General features: G+C 38.7%; 21 protein-coding genes. 18 read left to right on the forward strand and 3 right to left on the reverse strand.

Features of this window, described 5'->3' with window-relative positions:
- Nucleotides 1-105: 105 nt before the first annotated feature.
- From AC1Q6O_RS09060 to AC1Q6O_RS09070, 3 genes are all read left to right on the forward strand, one after another.
- Nucleotides 106-744: a CPBP family glutamic-type intramembrane protease gene (locus tag AC1Q6O_RS09060; protein WP_008174873.1), complete on the forward strand. Its 639-nt coding sequence runs from the start codon at nt 106-108 to the stop codon at nt 742-744.
- 203 nt (nt 745-947) lie between these two features.
- Complete coding sequence (ccsB, locus tag AC1Q6O_RS09065; RefSeq protein WP_008174871.1) at nt 948-2,117, forward strand: c-type cytochrome biogenesis protein CcsB; 1,170 nt, start codon at nt 948-950, stop codon at nt 2,115-2,117.
- 168 nt (nt 2,118-2,285) lie between these two features.
- Nucleotides 2,286-2,627, forward strand: a complete 342-nt coding sequence (locus tag AC1Q6O_RS09070; RefSeq protein WP_141395383.1) for a hypothetical protein — start codon at nt 2,286-2,288, stop codon at nt 2,625-2,627.
- A gap of 63 nt (nt 2,628-2,690) precedes the next feature.
- On the opposite strand, the gene AC1Q6O_RS09075 is transcribed toward AC1Q6O_RS09070, so the two are convergent.
- The 3 genes from AC1Q6O_RS09075 to AC1Q6O_RS09085 all read right to left on the reverse strand — a co-directional run bounded on the left by AC1Q6O_RS09075 (nt 2,691) and on the right by AC1Q6O_RS09085 (nt 5,918).
- Nucleotides 2,691-2,891 (reverse strand): cold-shock protein, encoded by a 201-nt coding sequence (locus AC1Q6O_RS09075; RefSeq protein ID WP_008174868.1) that lies wholly within the window; start codon nt 2,889-2,891, stop codon nt 2,691-2,693.
- A 227-nt stretch (nt 2,892-3,118) separates the two neighbouring features.
- Nucleotides 3,119-3,745 carry a response regulator transcription factor gene (locus AC1Q6O_RS09080; protein WP_008174867.1) on the reverse strand — a complete coding sequence of 209 codons (627 nt, stop codon included), beginning with the start codon at nt 3,743-3,745 and terminating at the stop codon, nt 3,119-3,121.
- The gene (locus AC1Q6O_RS09085; RefSeq protein WP_089984557.1) at nt 3,720-5,918 is read right to left on the reverse strand and encodes an ATP-binding protein; all 2,199 of its coding nucleotides are present in this window, start codon (nt 5,916-5,918) and stop codon (nt 3,720-3,722) included. The genes AC1Q6O_RS09080 and AC1Q6O_RS09085 overlap by 26 nt, the downstream gene beginning before the upstream one ends.
- A gap of 189 nt (nt 5,919-6,107) precedes the next feature.
- Here AC1Q6O_RS09085 and AC1Q6O_RS09090 point away from each other — a divergent pair, with 189 nt between their 5' ends.
- The 15 genes from AC1Q6O_RS09090 to AC1Q6O_RS09160 all read left to right on the forward strand — a co-directional run bounded on the left by AC1Q6O_RS09090 (nt 6,108) and on the right by AC1Q6O_RS09160 (nt 18,543).
- Nucleotides 6,108-7,028: a hypothetical protein gene (locus AC1Q6O_RS09090; protein ID WP_089984555.1), complete on the forward strand. Its 921-nt coding sequence runs from the start codon at nt 6,108-6,110 to the stop codon at nt 7,026-7,028.
- A gap of 81 nt (nt 7,029-7,109) precedes the next feature.
- Nucleotides 7,110-8,087, forward strand: a complete 978-nt coding sequence (locus AC1Q6O_RS09095) for a thymidylate synthase (protein WP_492401058.1) — start codon at nt 7,110-7,112, stop codon at nt 8,085-8,087.
- A gap of 183 nt (nt 8,088-8,270) precedes the next feature.
- The gene (locus tag AC1Q6O_RS09100; protein WP_164908709.1) at nt 8,271-8,459 is read left to right on the forward strand and encodes a hypothetical protein; all 189 of its coding nucleotides are present in this window, start codon (nt 8,271-8,273) and stop codon (nt 8,457-8,459) included.
- Nucleotides 8,460-8,504: 45 nt separating this feature from the next.
- Complete coding sequence (locus tag AC1Q6O_RS09105) at nt 8,505-8,711, forward strand: hypothetical protein (RefSeq protein WP_008174859.1); 207 nt, start codon at nt 8,505-8,507, stop codon at nt 8,709-8,711.
- A 113-nt stretch (nt 8,712-8,824) separates the two neighbouring features.
- Nucleotides 8,825-9,238: an Rrf2 family transcriptional regulator gene (locus AC1Q6O_RS09110; protein WP_171364804.1), complete on the forward strand. Its 414-nt coding sequence runs from the start codon at nt 8,825-8,827 to the stop codon at nt 9,236-9,238.
- 71 nt (nt 9,239-9,309) lie between these two features.
- On the forward strand, nt 9,310-9,939 hold the full coding sequence (locus AC1Q6O_RS09115; protein ID WP_008174856.1) for an NAD(P)-dependent oxidoreductase: 630 nt from the start codon (nt 9,310-9,312) through the stop codon (nt 9,937-9,939).
- Between the two features lie 281 nt (nt 9,940-10,220).
- Entirely contained in the window at nt 10,221-11,642 is a 1,422-nt protein-coding gene (aspA, locus tag AC1Q6O_RS09120; RefSeq protein ID WP_008174855.1) for an aspartate ammonia-lyase, read from the forward strand.
- 164 nt (nt 11,643-11,806) lie between these two features.
- Nucleotides 11,807-13,051, forward strand: a complete 1,245-nt coding sequence (locus AC1Q6O_RS09125) for a methyl-accepting chemotaxis protein (RefSeq protein WP_090001612.1) — start codon at nt 11,807-11,809, stop codon at nt 13,049-13,051.
- Nucleotides 13,052-13,518: 467 nt separating this feature from the next.
- Entirely contained in the window at nt 13,519-13,821 is a 303-nt protein-coding gene (ureA, locus tag AC1Q6O_RS09130) for an urease subunit gamma (protein ID WP_008174850.1), read from the forward strand.
- 14 nt (nt 13,822-13,835) lie between these two features.
- Nucleotides 13,836-14,204 carry an urease subunit beta gene (locus AC1Q6O_RS09135; protein WP_008174848.1) on the forward strand — a complete coding sequence of 123 codons (369 nt, stop codon included), beginning with the start codon at nt 13,836-13,838 and terminating at the stop codon, nt 14,202-14,204.
- Nucleotides 14,201-15,916: an urease subunit alpha gene (ureC, locus tag AC1Q6O_RS09140; protein ID WP_008174846.1), complete on the forward strand. Its 1,716-nt coding sequence runs from the start codon at nt 14,201-14,203 to the stop codon at nt 15,914-15,916. The genes AC1Q6O_RS09135 and ureC overlap by 4 nt, the downstream gene beginning before the upstream one ends.
- Before the next feature lie 52 nt (nt 15,917-15,968).
- Nucleotides 15,969-16,415, forward strand: coding sequence for an urease accessory protein UreE (locus AC1Q6O_RS09145; protein WP_090001608.1), 447 nt, complete (start codon nt 15,969-15,971; stop codon nt 16,413-16,415).
- Nucleotides 16,357-17,097, forward strand: a complete 741-nt coding sequence (locus AC1Q6O_RS09150; RefSeq protein ID WP_237068820.1) for an urease accessory protein UreF — start codon at nt 16,357-16,359, stop codon at nt 17,095-17,097. The genes AC1Q6O_RS09145 and AC1Q6O_RS09150 overlap by 59 nt, the downstream gene beginning before the upstream one ends.
- Nucleotides 17,098-17,114: 17 nt before the next feature.
- Nucleotides 17,115-17,744, forward strand: coding sequence for an urease accessory protein UreG (gene ureG / locus AC1Q6O_RS09155; protein WP_089984540.1), 630 nt, complete (start codon nt 17,115-17,117; stop codon nt 17,742-17,744).
- Complete coding sequence (locus tag AC1Q6O_RS09160) at nt 17,737-18,543, forward strand: urease accessory protein UreD (protein WP_492401100.1); 807 nt, start codon at nt 17,737-17,739, stop codon at nt 18,541-18,543. The genes ureG and AC1Q6O_RS09160 overlap by 8 nt, the downstream gene beginning before the upstream one ends.
- Nucleotides 18,544-18,555: the final 12 nt, after the last annotated feature.

Below are 18,555 nucleotides of genomic sequence, written 5' to 3' on the forward strand. Positions count from 1 at the left end.
TAATCCGATTTTTTGTAAGATGTAGATAGAGGCATGCCATCATTTAATAACGATTAAATTCCATATATTAACAAATATATGGTTTGTTTTTTGAGGAGGAAACTAATGAAAAATTATGTTCTACTCAGGACGATGTTTTGTATATATAGCCTCACAGTTTTGACCCATTATTTTCTGACTTTCCTAGAGCATGGAAGAGCATTTTTTGTTACCATGATCATCCCACTACTATCAGTGATTATTGTTCAAAAGATTTTCACCAAGCTACCCATCCTATCAACTTTTTCCTTCACAAAGCCTAAATGGTCATGGCTCCTAGCCAGTATTTTCATCCCTTTTTTGTTAGGTCTCCTAGTACATAGTTATTTTTACTTGACGCATCATCCATCTTTTCTCATCATCACCCCATCTCAACTGAGTATGTTATTACTAATAGGGCTCACCATTAGTACAGGCTTGGCTTTACTAGAAGTAGTCGTCTGGCGAGGCAACTTTCATGTATATTTGCGGCAACGCTATAGCTTTTGGTCGACCGCTACCCTTACTGGAGTAGGGTGGTCTTTATGGCATCTACCTATAGTTGTACTATATAAGCCCTATATGATGCCAGCTGTTGGAATACCTGCGTATTTGTTGCTCCTTTTTGTGTTATCCATCGTGCTTTCAATCATTCGAGAAGTAGGTCAATCCATTGTGCCTGTTGCTATTTCATGGAATGATGAATGTCTTTTACTTAGGGGTTAGTCAGAGTATGACCGTTTCTCCAGATAACCAAGAGATCGTCAAATGTCTTACGATTATCTTGTTCCTCTTCCTTTATTGCCATAAAAATGTAACAATTTTTAAAAATTAAAAAATTAAAAGGAAAATATGGCACTTCTTGTCATCTGTAGCGTTCTTATTATTTGGAAGCAAATTCCGTATTAAAAGACGTTGGAGGGATTTAGTTGAATCAAGAAACCTTATTATCCTTTAGTAGCAATTCCTTATTTATTGCCTTCATTCTACTACTGATTGCGATTGTGCCATTAGGGCTTGCCGTCAAATCGAAAGGGAAGATGTTTGGCAAGCTAGGTATACTTCTTACTTATGCAGCCTTTGTCCTGCAACTCGTTTATTTCGTGGTGAGATGGGTAGCTGTAGAGCATGCACCCGTCAGCAATATGTATGAATTTATGACGTTCTTTGGCATCATGCTCACAGGGAGTTATCTCATCATCCATTTTTTATACAAGCAGCTTGTTGTGGGCTTATTTACAATTCCTGTGTCATTAATCATTCTTGGCTATGGAAGCGTTTTTGCGAAAGAAGTGTCACCACTCGTACCTTCCTTGCAGAGTCACTGGTTAACGATACATGTGATGACCGTCGCTTTTTCCAGTGCGATTCTATCGGTATCCTTTGCCACTGGATTAATATTTTTATTAAGCACATTGGATGTTTCCAAAAGATCCATACGTACATATTCGTTAGAATTTGTCTTGTATTGCTTAGTTGTCGTAATTGGATTTATCGGCATTTCGACTTTTTTCAGCCTAACAGCGGATGACCTACAAGTACAATTCGAGAATGTTCAAGGTCAATCAGAAAAAGCAGTCTATTCCATGAAACCCTTAATCGTGAATAAAGGAGCAGTCACAGAAAATGGTGATTCTGCTGGTTTAATCGAAATAACAAATAAAATAGATGCTAAAAAGTTAAATTCGATTGTCTGGGCATTTATGATTGGTACGGTCTTATATGTTGCCATTCGTCTGGCTACAAGAAAATCGGTGAGTGCTACATTAAAGCCATGGACAAGTCGGGTTCAGCCACAATTAATGGATGAAATCTCCTATCGAGCAGTTGTCATTGGCTTCCCACTATTTGCATTAGGTGGGCTGTTATTTGCCATGATTTGGGCACAAATAGCTTGGAGCCGGTATTGGGGATGGGACCCTAAAGAGGTTTGGGCGCTAATTACTTTTTTATTCTATGCAGCCTTTCTCCATTTCCGCTTATCCAAAGGCTGGGAAGGGGAGAAAACAGCCTGGCTTGCCATCATTGGCTTCAGTATCATCGTGTTTAATCAGGTGTTTGTTAATCTAGTGATTGCAGGCTTGCATTCTTATGCGTAGGGACCATTTGCCATTTGATGCCGAAGGAACAACGCATTTAGATAGAAAGGACGCCTTCAACTTATTCAAGCGAAGCCATATAATGAAAGGGAAAAATCGATGACCATGTCCTTTTTTCTAAAATTGAATATTGTTAGTCTGCTGTACGGTTGGATTTTCTTTATATGTATGACATTACAACTCAATTATTATCGATTACTACGACTTACAGGCTGGACAGCTGACAATTTGGATCTTTTCTTGCTTATTGTTCAATTAGTAGGCCTTAGCGTAGCGACGATATTTATATATAAGCTCACCGTTACGTGGCTTGGGCATCGCCGCTGGATTTATGCAACAATGATTCTATGGTTACCGTATACTGTGATTTTCACAATGGTTTTTACCTACCTGTTTCCCATTTCCGATCGAGGAGATATGCCAGTACCTGTGCAAGGGCTTATTCTGTTGGTCATGCTTTGGGGATATCCGTTGTATATTGCCATCATAAGTCTTGCTGCGAGGACATAAAAAAAGAGACATCTTCAAAATGGATGTCTCTTTTTTCATTTGCTCGTCTATGTTTGGTGAATATTATATTTTCACTACATTCGTTGCTTGAGGTCCGCGGTTGCCTTCTTCTACGCCGAATTCAACTTTTTGGCCCTCTTCTAAAGTTTTGAAGCCATCTGTTTGGATAGCTGAGAAATGTACGAATACATCATTGCCACCTTCAACTGCAATGAAGCCAAAACCTTTTTCTGCGTTAAACCATTTTACTGTCCCTTGTGTCATGTAAACACCCTCCCAAAAAAATTCAACAATCAATTTCTTCAATACATATAAAAAGCGGATTCAAAAGCTGTATTACCTTTGAATACAAGTTTTTAATCGTAGCAATGAAGTAATGTAATTATTAGCTTTATTATAGTACAGAATTGTTTGTATATCCAGTAAATTCCGTTTTTAGTAAGAAAAAATTTACAATTGTAATCTATTAGTAATGAAATGTTCTTCTAGCATTAGTTAATCCATGCTTTTTCCTTTGCTACAATTACTGCCTCTGCACGAGATTCAACGTTTAATTTAACGAATAGTTTCGATAAATAATTCTCTACGGTTCTTTGGGTCACACCGATAGCAGACGCAATGGCTTTATTTGTACAGCCTTGAGCTACGAGCTGTAAAATTTCCTGTTCTTTATCGCTGAGTAATACTTCCTGCTGGGTATTCGGCAAATTGGATCGTTGCTGGACAAAATCTAAGAAGTCTGCTGCCAGTAATATTTCGCCACGTAGAGCTGCTTGAATCGTTTGGATGACTTGCTCTTTTGTAGCTAGTTTTGATAATAAACCATCAATCTTTTTCTCAATTAATAGCTCATAATAATCGGCAAGCTCGTAGCCTGTATAGAGAATAATGAGGGCCTCTGGTTGTTTTTTCTTGATCATTTCTGCTAGTTGGATACCGTTGATCGGTTTCATATTAATATCAATGAGAAATAACTGAAAGGCTTCCGTATCCATTCTTAGTAAAACTGCTGCACTATCCTGCTCTGTTTCAATCTGGACATTGACTAAATCCTGTAACAATGTTTTTGTACCATCTAAAACGACAGGATGGTCATCTATAATAAGTATGTTCATCATATGAATCCCCGTCCTCTTGTATTTGAATAAAAATATGCATTCCTTCATTGTGTCTAGATTGGATGGTGATGTCCCCGTTAAAGGCACGGACACGCTCACGAATTCCATTAATGCCCATGGAAGCTGAGGACTGAATTAAATCCTCAATATCACAGCCTACTCCATTATCTTCATATTGTAGAATAAAGCCTTGAGGTATCGCTCGTAGAGTTAGTGAAACTTCTGTAGCATTAGCGTGTTTAATCGCATTATTTAATAGCTCCTGAACTAGGCGATAGACGACTAGATGGAGTGTGGCATCCTGAAATTCCACTCGTTCAATTTGAGAGCTTACTAAAAAGTCAGCCCGTATTTTTACCTTTTGTATTAATTTTTTTAGGGCTATTTGTAAGCCGAAAGTATCGAGTAATGGTGGACTTAAATTCTCACAATACTCTCGTAGATCCTTTGTGGCATTCAGGAGCTGTTCACGAATATCCAAAATGGTGTCCCTTTGAATAATAGGAGTGCCAGCAAGGACATCGAGTTCTCTTGCTAAATGTAGCTGCTCCTGCAAAATCGTATCATGTAGTTCCTGAGCTAAAATACTCTTTTCCTTCTCAATAATATTCCATAATAGTTTATCAAGCCAAGGAAGCGGTGTATCACTGGTGTTTTTCATATGTTGAACTTCGAGTACTAAATCTTCAATTTGCTGTAAATTATTAATAGACATTGAAACATAAAGTGCGAGTAGCTCTAGCCATAATAATTCTTCCTTTTGTAGCGTATGCTTTATTTCTAACATTATTTTTTCGTCACCTGCATCATGCAGCAGCAATTTTGTGTAGTAGCTTCCGAGCATGGGAGCTGGTGTATCCTCTGTGACCGTTCTTATAAGAAAGGCTGTCGTGCCTAATTTTTCAGTAATTTCAAACTTAAAGCGTTCCAGTAATTCTTGTTGATTTTTAGCCTTGCCCATACGTTGCACGGCGGCATATAAATTATGTACATAATTTCCAGTAGAAGAAAAAATAATTTTTCGATACTTAAAATCAATACGTTCCTTAATATAAAAACTAGCCATCATCACCATGAAAACTAGTAAAAAAATACTTGTAACATGGACTACAGATAATTGACCCATAAACAAAAGGGCAATACCTGTTGTCAGTAGAAGGGCACTGAAAAACGCCAGTGTCGAATAATAACGTAATCGTGATAATTGGTATTCAATATCAAATAATCGTTCATTCACTTGGATGAACAGAAATGAAAAAGGAATAAATAATAAAAATAACGCGGCGATATCAGCATGTAATAACGGCTTATTACCTAAAATTTCAGGTGTCACGAAAAAGATCAGGAATGGCAAAAATGGAATGATAAAGGCTATGGCAATCAACCGAATTTTAGCTAATTTTGTGCGCAAATAACTTGTTAATAAAATATAAATAGCGTACAGCACAAGGATTGCGAATATACCTAAGTTTAGGAGAGGAGTAATCTCTCGGAATGAAGGTATAAAACCTTCCAGAAAGTAACAACCTGGGATGACCAATGATGAAAAATAAAGCCATTTGCTGTCAATATAAGCCCATTTGATTTGAAGGTAACGGAAAAAGTGCTGTAAAAAATGAATGAATAGTACCATGCATAAAATAATACATAGGCCAATCACAATCTGGCCAATAAGATTGCCCCTTGCCGATGCCCCTGTACTAATATAGGCCAACGAACAGGTTAACAAAAATAAAGTCAATAAAAATGTCGGAGGGTTATCTTTATTGCGTTGCCATAAATAAATGGCCACACCGAAAGCTAAAAGAAAATAAAAGATCGGGAATAGAATTTGCAAATATAATTCTTCTGGCATATCAATATGCTTCACATCAATTGTTTGAATAGTCCCATCAGTCTTTTGGATAGTTAATTGTTTAGCACTTCTAATCAGTGAGAACAATCGCACAGAGCGATTTTCCAAAGCTGGCTGCCCATCAATAGCTAGTACAATATCACCCCGTTCGATATTTTTTTGATGAGCCCATGAAGTGTAGTAGCTATCCATAATAGCTGCTTGCCCATTTGTTGTATCAAGGGTGAGACTAATAAACGGTGTTTTTATGGCAATCGCTAATACGTAAATGCCGAGCATTAAATAGGTAAGAAAAATACAATATGTCCATTTTTTCATTTTGAAACCTCTGTTTGCTAGATGATAATAAACTCCTATATATTATCGCTAATTATTGATAAATTTGGAATACCGAAATAGAGGCTTTCGGAAAACCACTATTGCGTTTTCGGAATGACGAAATAGTTTTTTCGGACATGGCTATGATAGTGTAAGTTTAATAATTATGACGAAAAGGGGGACGGTGACGTGAAAAAAGGCGTTTTAACACTAATTCTTTTTTTCTTAATCGCTTTGATTATGATCCCATTGACCACGAAGGCTAAAATGGTTCATGAAGATAAAGTCGAGGTTGAAATTTGTCTAATCGGTAGTGATAACCATTTTGTTTATAAAATTCCAAAGAGATTACATAAAGATATACCCTATACGGAGATGAGAAATGGTATACAAGCATCTTTAGCCAGTCATTGGGAAATTGAAGAAGCTCGCTACGATACGAATAAATCGGATGTTTCCTATACTTTTTACATTCAGGATTTATTCCAAGAAAAGCAAGATGGGCAGCTAAAAGTTGCCATTCCCTATAGTATTTTGGTAGGGATGTTTGGAGAGCAAGATCCGATTCAATTGAAAATTTTAGCGAGTAAGTTATCGAATTGGACGGTGAACACGAAGGATTGGACAGCGCTCGGTTTTATGGAGCCTTTTACTTTTTTAAGTGAACGTCAATATGTTTATGAAGGAGCCGTGAATGATTTATTGAACCAAAGAGTAGGTCATTTTGATGGTACGATTCAGAAACGTCCATTTATCCTTTACGCGGTCATCTATTTTAGTTTTATGGTAGTCCAATTGCTAGCTTGTTTTATTTTATCGAGACGATTAAAAAGGAAAGTCATCAACAATCCGGCCAATTTACATCAGTTCCGTAAACTAAATTATATGTACCAATCATTGCCAATCATGATTATTGTTGCGCAAATTGTATTCCTTGTACTTTCGGGCTTGATTACGGCATTCGGTCTTTATTTTAGTCCTGGCATCGATTTATTAGTTATTGTTGGACCTGTTTTATTAAATATCATCTTGCTTCCTACCTTCTTTGTCACAACAGAGAGTGAAATTTCAAGAGAGCTGAAGAACACTTCCTCCCATTCTGGCTTCTAATGAAATAATTTCTTCATACGAAAATACGTGATGAAATGGTATAATGGTCAACAGCAAACTGGAAGGAGCTGTTGAAGAAAAATGACGCATCCAGAAATGGCGTACTTAAATTTACTACAACATATATTAGAAAATGGCACGAAAAAAGAGGATCGAACTGGGACGGGTACATATAGCGTCTTTGGTTATCAAATGCGTTTTGATTTAAGTAAAGGATTTCCTCTTTTAACGACAAAGCGCGTACCTTTTAAGCTTGTCGCGAGCGAATTATTATGGTTCATTAAAGGGGATACGAATATCCGTTATCTATTGCAACATAATAATCATATTTGGGATGAATGGGCATTTAAAAAATGGGTTGAATCAGATGACTATACAGGACCAGATATGACTGATTTTGGTCGACGTTGTTTAGTGGATGACGCATTTAATACATTGTATCAGCAAGAGTTAGCCTTATTTTGTGAGCGTGTCTTAGCAGATGATGACTTTGCTCAAAAATACGGAGAGCTTGGCAATGTCTATGGCAAGCAATGGCGGCATTGGACAACTTCTACTGGGGAAAGTATCGACCAGTTGCAGGATGTCATTCATCAAATCAAGCATAATCCAGATTCACGCCGTATTATCGTCAATGCGTGGAACCCAGAGGATGTTATCAATGCAGGTGCGAAGGGCAGTAAAGCCGCATTGCCACCATGTCATGTCATGTTCCAATTTTATGTATCTAATGGCAAATTAAGCTGTCAGCTCATGCAAAGAAGCTTGGACACTTTATTAGGCTGTCCTTTTAATATAGCTTCGTATGCATTGTTAACACATTTGATTGCACATGAGTGTGGATTAGAGGTAGGCGAATTTATTCATAGCATTGGGGACGCGCATATTTATGCGAACCATGTGGAACAAGTAAAAGAACAGCTTGCTCGGGAGCCAAAGGAACTACCGACGTTACACATCAATCCAAATAAAGCATCGATTTTTGATATCGAGCTTGAGGATTTATCAATCGAGGGGTATGATCCACATCCCGCTATTAAGGCTCCGATTGCCGTCTAACATAAACAGCAGCCATTTTGGTTGCTGTTTTTTTTGGCACTATAACTAGGTCAAATTATATGTTTTGCTAAATAGGCTAGTAGTTGGATGACTGATAGCTAGGAAGTTGATTATAGTAATTGTGGGATTGTTAGCATTATTTGGAATGGGTAGTCGGTCAAATTTATGGTAGAGGTGAAAGTTGTGAAGAAAACAATGGTCCTTCCGGAAGTAGAAGAAAATGAGCAACAGTCCGATCATCTAGAACGAAAAAAGGTTTCCGAGCAACAAGCGCAGGACGCTAATACCTCCAATTTATCCCGGCAACAACTTTTCGACATGATGCAAGTGATTGAAGAAATCCGTATTAAAGGCTATAAAGAAAGACTATAAATGTAAGCGCCTTCTAAGCTATAATGGCTGAGGAGGTGTTTTTTTATGAACGTAATCTTTATAGATTCAGTCACGGGTGATGAATTATTGCACATGGTATCACACGACGTGGCAGGTATACTTGCGGCAGCACAGGGGGAAAGCGTGACTTTTCCAGTAGGTCATTTTAAATATGAATTTCATAATTTAGATTTTTATGAGGACAATGGGCAAATACGGCAGGAACTAGTGATTTATGTCAATAAAATCTAAATGTATGTATAGATAAGTCAAGAAACGGAACTATAAAAACAGGTAGCGAAAAGCAATGTGCTTGCTTTTTTATTTACCTGTAACTATAATAGTTACAACAGGTGGTGATACATATGGTGAACAGTCGATTTTCGGTGGCGATCCATATTCTTTCGCTAATTGCTACAACATCTGATAAAAGCTTACTTACGTCCGATTTTATCGCTGGAAGTGTAAATACAAATCCAGTGGTCATAAGACGTATGATTGGTGTTCTGAAAAAGGCAGGCTTACTTTTATCACATTCAGGGGTTGCGGGGTATGAGCTTTTAGTGGAACCAAAGAATTTAACACTTTTAGCAATTTATCAAGCAATCGATGGGCCAGAACAGCTTTTTGCGATTCATGATGAGCCGAATCCAGCGTGTGCAGTGGGACGAGAAATCCAACATACTTTGGAAGATGTGTACACATCTATTTGGCAGGCAATGGAAGGACAGCTACAGGCACAGACTTTGCAGGATGTGCTAGATCAGCTTCGTACTTAAGCGAAGATGGTCTATCTGTATCTAACATGTAACTAAAATGGTTACAACTATATATTAAGGAGGAACATACAATGAAAATTGCTGTCATTGGTGCAACAGGTAAAGCAGGACAAAAAATAGTAGAGGAAGCGGTGCAACGTGGTCATGAGGTAACAGCTATCGTTCGTTCTGCCGCAAAAGTAACAACAGCTATCCCCGTAATAGAAAAAGACGTGTTTCAATTAACACAGGATGACGTAAAAGACTTCGATGCAGTAGTGAATGCGTTTGGCGCACCAGCTGGTCAGGAAGATTTACATGTGAAAGCGGGTCGTCATTTAATCGAAATTTTCCGAGACATTGATACAAAATTATTGGTTGTGGGAGGGGCAGGTAGTCTTTTTGTAGACCCTGAAAAACAAATCCGTGTAATGGAAACGCCTGATTTCCCAGCTATGTTCCTAGCAACTGCGCAAAATCAAGGACAAAATCTACAAGACCTACAACAATCTGCTATCCATTGGACATTTTTAAGTCCATCTGCATTTTTTGATCCAGAAGGTCCACGTACAGGTCACTATACAACAGGAGTCGATCATTTATTAGTAAATGAAGCTGGTGAAAGCTATGTAAGCTACGCAGATTATGCAGTGGCAGTATTGGATGAGCTTGAAAATCCTCAGCATCAAAATAGCCGTTTTACTGTAACTTCGAATAAATAATAGAAGAATGAACAAACCAATAGAATGGACCTAATCGGTTTATTCTATTGGTTTTTTTGATTCACAATGAAATTTTTAACGCTATCGCATACAGTTGCCTAATTATTTTGTATCGAACCTTTATCCGCTAATAATGCTAGGGAATTATTAAAATGTGCTCGGTTTTTAGCGATTTCTTTGCTTTTTTGAAGGATTTTTTTCGTTTACAGAAAAATGACTGTTTACAATACGACTTTTATTAGCTACTATCAAGTGTGAGTATTACATAAAAGGAGACGACAATGATGTCAACACAACGTATAGAAAAAGATTTTTTAGGTGAGCGCGTATTACCAGCAGAGGCTTATTACGGAATTCAAACACTACGTGCAACGGAAAACTTCCCGATTACAGGCTACACAATTCACTCTTCACTTATTAAGGCTATGGGGATTGTGAAGAAAGCAGCTGCGTTAAGTAATATGGAAGTACACCTATTATCAAAAGAAATTGGTGAGGCAATTGTCGAAGCAGCGCAAGAAGTAATTGATGGCAAATGGGATGCAGAATTCCTTGTAGACCCAATCCAAGGTGGAGCAGGTACATCCATCAATATGAATGCAAACGAAGTCATCGCCAACCGTGCCCTAGAAATTTTAGGGAAAGAAAAAGGTGACTATCATACAGTAAGTCCAAACAGTCATGTCAATATGTCACAATCAACAAACGATGCTTTCCCAACAGCCATTCATATCGCTGTGTTAAATTTAATAGATGAATTATTAGAAACGATGGACTATATGCAATCCGTTTTCCATCAAAAAGCAGAGCAATTTGCACATGTCATTAAAATGGGACGGACGCATTTACAGGACGCAGTGCCAATTCGCTTAGGACAAGAATTCGAAGCTTATTGCCGTGTCATCAACCGTGATATTGTACGTATTCGTCAAACACGTCCAAACTTATATGATGTAAATATGGGCGCAACTGCAGTAGGTACAGGCTTAAATGCTTTCCCAGATTATATTAAATCTGTCGATGAGCATCTTGCAGAAATCTCTGGTTTACCATTAAAGGGTGCGACACATTTAGTTGATGCTACACAAAATACAGATGCTTATACAGAAGTATCTGGTGCGTTAAAAATTTGTATGATCAATATGTCGAAAATTGCAAATGACTTACGCTTAATGGCTTCTGGTCCACGTGCCGGCTTAGGGGAAATCCTTTTACCAGCTCGCCAACCAGGTTCTTCGATCATGCCAGGTAAAGTAAACCCTGTGATGCCAGAAGTACTGAACCAAGTGGCTTTCCAAGTGATTGGTAACGACCATACAATTTCATTAGCTTCTGAAGCTGGTCAATTAGAGTTAAATGTTATGGAGCCGGTATTAGTATTTAACCTAATTCAATCTATCAGCATTATGAATAATGTTTTCCGTGCGTTTACAGAAAACTGCTTAAAAGATATTGAAGCAAATGAAGAACGTATGAAAGAATATGTAGAGAAAAGTGTAGGGGTACTAACTGCTGTGAACCCTCATATTGGCTATGAAGTTGCTGCTCGTCTTGCACGTGAAGCGATTCTAACAGGTCGTTCAATCCGTGAGCTTTGTATTGAAGCGGGTGTTTTAACAAAAGAACAACTGGACCTAATTTTAGATCCTTATGAAATGACACATCCAGGTATCGCTGGCTCAAGTATCATGAATTTAAAATAATTAAATTATAGGGACTGTAGGTATGCCTTTGTGGCTGTCTACAGTCTTTTTTTATGCGCTTTTTAGAACTTTACTCATATAAAAGGGGCTTTTTCTTATGTTTTTTAGGATTATTCAACTATAATAATGGTATGGAAGTAATATTTTAGTTGGGGGAATTTGTTATGAGTTTACGAAATAAGAGTTTACTTGGCTTTTCAGCTTTAAATGTGTTAATGATTATTATTTTATTTTTAGATTTGGCCAATGTAACAACATTAGAATGGCTTGCAACCGTTTTAACCATCTTGGGAATTGCCATTACACTTTCGTACACGGTCTATGTCCATTTTAAAGTGATACAGCCTATTAAACAGTTAACGGAGGCTGCTCAAGGGATTACCTCAGGCAAATTGGATACAGTTGTCATTGAGGTACATGATAATGGGGAAATCTCTCAGCTAGCACAATCTTTTTTAGATATGAAAAATCAATTACGAACAATGACACAAAAAATTGCGAATAGCTCTACGGATTTATCGACAAGTATTGAAGAACTATCAGCAAGTACGAGTGAAATTACGCTGGCTGTGGAAGAAGTAGATCAGCAGATAGAGAAAACATCAGATGGCTTGAAGCAAGCTGCACAATCCGCTAGTGAAAGTGCCCATGCGATGCAAGAAACTGTCGATGGAATTGAACGTATTACCGTTGCTACACAGGATGTTTTTAGTCATGCGAAAGAGGCCAATGAAATTGCCGGAAACGGGGTAGCCATTTTACATGTAGCAAAGGAACAAATGCAATTTATTTCATCATCAACTGACAAAACAAGTAGTCTGATGCAGCAACTATCCACTAAAATGTCAGATATTAAATCGATGACCGATATGATTACAGCCATTACTGATCAAACCAATCTATTAGCTTTAAATGCTGCCATTGAAGCCGCACGGGCTGGAGAACATGGTAAAGGCTTTGCAGTAGTAGCAGAAGAGGTCCGACAATTAGCTGAGCAATCGAAGCATTCTGCTACGCAAATTGTTGACTTAGTAGTAGGCATTGAACATGATACAAAACAAGTCGCTTCATCGGTGGAGGAGGATTTGAAAAATGTTCAGCAAGGTGTTTATGTCATTGATGAGGCGACAAAATCATTCGGGACGATCACACAGCATGTAAGTCGCATGAATAACCAGCTTGAAGACATTTCCGCAACAGCCGAACAGCTTTCCAGTAGCGCAAATGAAGTGGCATCAACGGTCATAACTATTGCGGATGGAATGGGCCGATTATCGAATTACACAGAGTCTGTTTTGCAGTCAATGGATGAGCAAACTGCCTCCATGCAAGCTGTCAATCACGTCACACAGGATTTAAGTGTGCAGGCTGATAGTTTACAAAAATTAACCAATCAATTCGGTGCTTAAGAGGCCCGTGGGAAATTTCAAGGGTTTATAGCCCTGAAATAATGATTCGAAACAAATAAATTTACAAGTTTTTTAGTATAATTTTATTGTTCCTTTACTCCATAGGATAAGAGGCTTTTTTACAGTTGACCAATTTTCTGTAAAATAAGCCTCTTTTTTTATGAATTATTTATAAAACTTGTAAATTCACAGATAAATAAAAATGTTGAATTTTTTAATTTAGTTTCTTATAATGGACTAGCTGTTACCTCTATTACTCACTTCAACTATTGCAACCCGCGTTCGCCGGGTCAACAAGTCATTTCTATTTCTCTTCGCATATCCCTTGCGAAATCATAATTTGTAAGACAACAATTAAATGCTAAAAAAACTAAATGGTATTAAAAAGCTCATCCAATTGAAAGGAAGTATGCTTCGAAAAATATTATTGAAAGATAATTCTGAATATAGGAAAGAGAGAGATTGATTTGAAGCTATCACCAGTAGAACAAGAAAAAATACTCCTCCATGTGGCAGGAGAACTTGCGCTGAAAAGAAAAGCTCGCGGTTTAAAGCTAAATTATCCAGAAGCTGTTGCCCTTATTAGTAGTTTCATCATGGAGGGTGCTAGAGATGGAAAAACTGTAGCACAGCTAATGAGTGAAGCTAAGCATGTTCTGACAGCAGAGGACGTAATGGAAGGTGTCGGTGACATGATTTCAGATGTACAGGTAGAATGTACCTTCCCAGATGGGACAAAACTTGTCACAGTTCACCGTCCAATTCAGTAAAGGAGTGTTGGCAGATGATTCCTGGAGAAATTCGACCAAAAAATGGTGTGATTGAAATCAATGTGGGCAGGGCAACAAAAAAGGTTTTAGTAGCCAATACAGGTGACCGTCCAATTCAAGTAGGTTCACATTTTCATTTTATCGAAGTGAATCGATTTCTAGAATTTAATCGTGAAGATGCAATCGGTATGCATTTAAATATTCCATCAGGGACGGCAGTTCGCTTTGAACCTGGGGAAGAAAAAGAAGTAGAGCTTGTCGAATTTGGTGGGAAACAACATGTCTTTGGCTTAAATAAGCTAACAGAAGGGTCAACTCACCATAAAGATGAAATTTTAGACAAGGCAATTGAAGGTGGCTTTAAAGGAGCGGAAGAAAAATGAAGGTAACACATGAAGCTTACGCGAAAATGTTCGGTCCTACAGTTGGCGACAAAGTGCGTTTAGCCGATACGGATTTGTGGATCGAAATTGAGAAGGACTATACATCCTATGGAGATGAAGGTGTCTTTGGTGGTGGTAAATCACTGCGTGTTTCAATGGGGCAAAATGGTAAAAATACACGCAATGAAGGTGTGCTAGATACAGTCATTACTAACGTCATCATTATCGATTATACGGGTATTGTGAAAGCTGATATCGGTATTAAAGATGGCCGAATAATTGGTATCGGCAAAGCAGGCAATCCGAATAGTATGGATGGCGTCGATCAGGATATGATTATCGGCGTAGGGACAGAGGTTTATGCAGGGGAAGGGCTTATAGCAACAGCTGGTGCCATTGATACACATATCCACTTCATTAGTCCCGATCAAGTTGAAACAGCCCTATTAGCAGGCACAACAACTTTTATTGGTGGCGGAACAGGACCAGCAGCAGGTTCAAAGGCGACAAGCTTAACTGCTGGTGAATGGCATCTACATCGCATGTTACAGGCTGTGGAAGGCTTTCCAATGAATGTTGGATTACTTGCAAAAGGTAGTGCCTCGGACCCAGCACCAATTATCGAGCAAGTTCGTGCGGGTGCCATCGGATTGAAGATTCATGAGGACTGGGGGGCAACACCTTCCGCACTGGACCAAAGCTTAACCGTTGCAGACGAGTACGATATTCAAGTAGCCTTGCACTCCGATACATTAAATGAAGCAGGATTTGTGGAAGATACAATCAATGCCATCGATGGCCGTGTTATTCATATTTTCCATACAGAAGGTGCTGGTGGTGGACACGCGCCTGATCAGCTAGTAATGGCATCTTTACCAAATATTTTGCCAGCCTCGACGAACCCTACGAAACCATTTACGACGAACACGATTGATGAGCATTTAGATATGCTGATGGTATGTCATCACTTAAAGCATGATGTGCCAGAAGATGTCGCATTCGCAGATTCACGTATCAGACCTGAAACGATTGCTGCAGAAGATATTATGCAGGACTTAGGAATATTGAGCATCATGTCTTCGGATTCACAGGCGATGGGTCGTGTGGGAGAGGTGACGATACGGACGTTCCAAACAGCAGACAAAATGAAAAAGCAACGTGGACCTTTGCCACAGGATGAGGGCAAGGAACACGATAATTATCGCGTCAAGCGCTATATGGCGAAGCTAAATATTAACCCAGCAATCGCACATGGTATTAGCCATGAAGTTGGTTCACTGGAAGAAGGGAAATTAGCCGATATTGTTTTATGGGAACCAGCGTTCTTTGGCGTAAAGGCAGAAGTGGTCATCAAAGCTGGTATTGCCGTTTATGGTATTACAGGTGATCCAAATGCATCCATTCCAACACCGCAGCCAATGAAAGGGCGGCAGACTTATGGCTTCTATGGACAAGGTCCTCAAAATTGTGGTATGACATTTTTACCGAAAATTGCGGTAGAAGAAGGATTGCCAGAAAAATTAGGCTTAAAACGAATGATTGGGACGGTTTCGAATTGCCGAAATATTCGTAAATCTGATATGAAGCTTAATAACGAGACGCCAGAAATTGATGTGAACCCAGAAACATATGAAGTAAAAATTGATGGTGAATTAGCAACATGTGAGCCGGTAGATGTACTACCAATGGCTCAACGATATTTCTTATTCTAAGCAATTAAAGTGAGAGTAACAGCCAATAAAAAGACAATGAGGTGCTAAACATATGTTAATCGAAAAAATTATTGGGAATATTGCCCACGAAGAAGAACATCAACAAAAGACAACAGAATGGATTGAGCTAGAATGGGAGGAATTAAGCAAACGAATTCTTCGCACAGAAACAGATCAAGGTACAGACATTGCTTTACGACTAGAAGGTGATGAACCATTAAAATATGGTGATTTATTATTTGAGGATGATCACCTTCGTATAGCAATTCGTACAAAATTAGAGACTGTCATTGTTATTACGCCCAAAGACATGCATGAAATGGGAAAATCAGCTTTCGAATTAGGAAATCGTCATACGCCTTGCCTCATTGAAAACAATGAAATCATCGTACGAGCAGATCATACGATAAATCCATTATTAGATGAAATAGGGGTGCACTATGAAACAACAGAAAGACGTTTCAAGCAGCCATTCAAATACCGTGGACACTCTCACTAATTTATCGATACTGCAACTTTTACAAATTCATGATTCGGCATTTCCAATAGGTTCATATACACATTCCTACGGTATGGAAACGTATATTCAAGAAGATTTCATTCGTACAAAGGAACAATTAATCGAATTTTGTCAGGGCTATTTATTTCATAATTTAGTGCACGGAGATGCGATTCTTATTCAAGAAGCATTCCATGCAGCAAAAGACAGAGATATTGCTCGTCTTACAGAGCTCGATGAACTTTGTGGGGCTATGAAGCTTGCTAAGGAATCTAAAGAGGCGAGTGTCAATGTAGGGAAGCAATTTGTGCGAACTGTGACACCGCTTATGGAATACCCTTTTTTATCGCAGTGGAAGGAGAGAATCGAGCGTGAAGAAGTGAAGGGACATTACGCCGTGATTTATGGAATCTATTGCGAGGCGCTAGGTGTCAATGTTTTTCACGCAGTGATGACCTTTATGTATGCATCAATTAGCGGCCTAGTACAAAATGCTGTACGTGCAGTACCGTTTGGTCAGAATACAGGTGTCCAAGCATTGAATGAGCTATTGATTTCGGTAGAAGAAGCAGCGCAAACAGTGATGTCATTAACGATGGATGATTTAACGAATAATGCGTTAGGGATTGAATTGGCATCCATGAAACATGAGTTTTTATATTCCAGATTATTTATTTCATAGAAAGAGAGAGGATAACAATGAAACCAATACGTATTGGTATCGGCGGCCCAGTTGGGTCAGGAAAAACATCTTTAGTAGATCAATTAACACGTGTGATGCATGAGCATTATCATGTAGCGGTTATCACAAATGATATTTATACAAGAGAAGACGCTCAATATTTAATAACGAATGGTGTTTTAGAGGAAGAGCGTATTATTGGGGTGGAAACAGGTGGTTGTCCTCATACAGCTATTCGTGAGGATGCATCGATGAATTTTGCAGCGATTGATGATTTAAATAAACGTTTCCAAAATTTGGATATTATTTTCATTGAAAGTGGTGGCGATAATTTATCTGCAACATTTAGTCCTGAGCTAGTGCATGGCTATATTTACGTAATTGATGTGGCAGAAGGACAGGATATCCCACGTAAAGGCGGTCCAGCGCTAACGCGTTCAGACTTACTACTAATCAATAAAACATCATTGGCGCCTCATGTTGGGGTTGATCTAGAAATAATGGATCAGGATGTGAAAAAAATGCGTGGTGGCCGTCCATATATTTTTGCAGATGTTCGTTCACAAACGAATGTAGATAAGGTGGTTGAATGGATTCAGCACCATATGCTACTTGAAGGTGCCGAAGCTGTTGACAACCATGCTTAATCAACAAAAGATCAATCATTTCGGCAAATTAGAAATGGCCTTTGAGCCTAGGAGGGGCTATACACGACTAGTTCATGTGTACCAGCAGCCTCCCTTAAAGGCTAGCCGTGAATTATATGAAGGTAGTGATCCAACTGCCACAGTATTTTTGATGGAATCCTCTGGTGGGATGGTAGCGGGAGACCGCAATGAAATCGATGTCAAACTGGCACCAGAAAGCCGAGTAAGACTTAAGCAACAATCAGCATTGAAAATCTATCCTTCGCATACAGGTGATCATTGTACCCAGGCTATTACGGTTGAAATTGCTGATGAGGCACGGTTAGAATGGCTTCCTGAAGTGACCATTCCATTTGAACGAGCCAAGTTTCAAGCGTATACAAATATTCACATGAAGGAGAGCTCGACATTAATTTGGGGTGAAATTATCGCACCAGGCCGAGAAATGCGGGGAGAAGTCTTTGATTATCAAGACTACCAATCTAAATATAAGGTTTATGTAGAGAATAAACTTATAGCGTTTGATTCCATCCATTTTAAACCACAGGAAATGAATTTTGCAGCGCTTGGCTTGCTCGAAAAGGCACTCTATATCGGTTCCTTATGGATTGTGTCACCACTTGTGAAAAATATGAACATGAGAGATTTACAGGCTTTGATTCAACAGGAGCAATCTCTTCAGGCAAGCGTAACAAAGCTAACAGATCAGGCGATTCATTGTAGATGGCTCGCCAAAGAGCAACGAACACTTCACAAGGAAATAAATCGTATGTTTGAACATATGACAGCATTACTGTAATTTCTGCTGTGA

This window comes from Lysinibacillus sp. GW823-FHT06C08, assembly GCF_058795135.1.

What these genes read in the sequence shown, in the direction of transcription:
- AC1Q6O_RS09060 (WP_008174873.1), top strand. Translation starts at nt 106, where the DNA reads ATGAAAAATTATGTTCTACTCAGGACGATGTTTTGTATATATAGCCTC.
- AC1Q6O_RS09070 (WP_141395383.1), top strand. Translation starts at nt 2,286, where the DNA reads ATGACATTACAACTCAATTATTATCGATTACTACGACTTACAGGCTGG.
- AC1Q6O_RS09075 (WP_008174868.1), bottom strand. Translation starts at nt 2,891, where the DNA reads ATGACACAAGGGACAGTAAAATGGTTTAACGCAGAAAAAGGTTTTGGC.
- AC1Q6O_RS09080 (WP_008174867.1), bottom strand. Translation starts at nt 3,745, where the DNA reads ATGATGAACATACTTATTATAGATGACCATCCTGTCGTTTTAGATGGT.
- AC1Q6O_RS09085 (WP_089984557.1), bottom strand. Translation starts at nt 5,918, where the DNA reads ATGAAAAAATGGACATATTGTATTTTTCTTACCTATTTAATGCTCGGC.
- AC1Q6O_RS09095 (WP_492401058.1), top strand. Translation starts at nt 7,110, where the DNA reads ATGACGCATCCAGAAATGGCGTACTTAAATTTACTACAACATATATTA.
- AC1Q6O_RS09105 (WP_008174859.1), top strand. Translation starts at nt 8,505, where the DNA reads ATGAACGTAATCTTTATAGATTCAGTCACGGGTGATGAATTATTGCAC.
- AC1Q6O_RS09110 (WP_171364804.1), top strand. Translation starts at nt 8,825, where the DNA reads ATGGTGAACAGTCGATTTTCGGTGGCGATCCATATTCTTTCGCTAATT.
- AC1Q6O_RS09115 (WP_008174856.1), top strand. Translation starts at nt 9,310, where the DNA reads ATGAAAATTGCTGTCATTGGTGCAACAGGTAAAGCAGGACAAAAAATA.
- aspA (WP_008174855.1), top strand. Translation starts at nt 10,221, where the DNA reads ATGATGTCAACACAACGTATAGAAAAAGATTTTTTAGGTGAGCGCGTA.
- AC1Q6O_RS09125 (WP_090001612.1), top strand. Translation starts at nt 11,807, where the DNA reads ATGAGTTTACGAAATAAGAGTTTACTTGGCTTTTCAGCTTTAAATGTG.
- AC1Q6O_RS09135 (WP_008174848.1), top strand. Translation starts at nt 13,836, where the DNA reads ATGATTCCTGGAGAAATTCGACCAAAAAATGGTGTGATTGAAATCAAT.
- ureC (WP_008174846.1), top strand. Translation starts at nt 14,201, where the DNA reads ATGAAGGTAACACATGAAGCTTACGCGAAAATGTTCGGTCCTACAGTT.
- AC1Q6O_RS09145 (WP_090001608.1), top strand. Translation starts at nt 15,969, where the DNA reads ATGTTAATCGAAAAAATTATTGGGAATATTGCCCACGAAGAAGAACAT.
- AC1Q6O_RS09150 (WP_237068820.1), top strand. Translation starts at nt 16,357, where the DNA reads ATGAAACAACAGAAAGACGTTTCAAGCAGCCATTCAAATACCGTGGAC.
- ureG (WP_089984540.1), top strand. Translation starts at nt 17,115, where the DNA reads ATGAAACCAATACGTATTGGTATCGGCGGCCCAGTTGGGTCAGGAAAA.
- AC1Q6O_RS09160 (WP_492401100.1), top strand. Translation starts at nt 17,737, where the DNA reads ATGCTTAATCAACAAAAGATCAATCATTTCGGCAAATTAGAAATGGCC.